General features: G+C 44.4%; 1 protein-coding gene. It reads right to left on the bottom strand.

The annotated features are described in order from the left end of the window. Positions 1–250: hypothetical protein (locus LJE08_RS14255; RefSeq protein ID WP_227403614.1), on the bottom strand; the 250-nt coding region annotated here is incomplete at both ends.

Below are 250 nucleotides of genomic sequence, written 5' to 3'. Positions count from 1 at the left end.
AAGAGTTCTAAATCAGCGATTGTCTTAATTTCTGACATGCCGACCTTCTCCAGCAAATCCTGGCGGACCATGACTGAAGAGAATTTCCCCGCAGACGTAAATGCCTGAGACGGTATCGCCCAAAGCTTGCCATCGATTCGGTTCTGCTTAAAGTTTTCTTCGGGGATGTGTTTAATAAGATCCTGGCCATATCGATCCAGAAGCTCATCTAAAGGCTGAATATAACCTTTATAGACAGTGACGAATGATG

It is taken from the genome of Holdemanella sp. DFI.5.55, assembly GCF_020593575.1.
GTDB classification, from domain to species: Bacteria; Bacillota_I; Bacilli_A; order Erysipelotrichales; family Erysipelotrichaceae; genus Holdemanella; species Holdemanella hominis.
The sequence above is the reverse complement of the archived record's forward strand: the minus strand, read 5'-3'. Positions and strand labels throughout refer to the sequence as shown.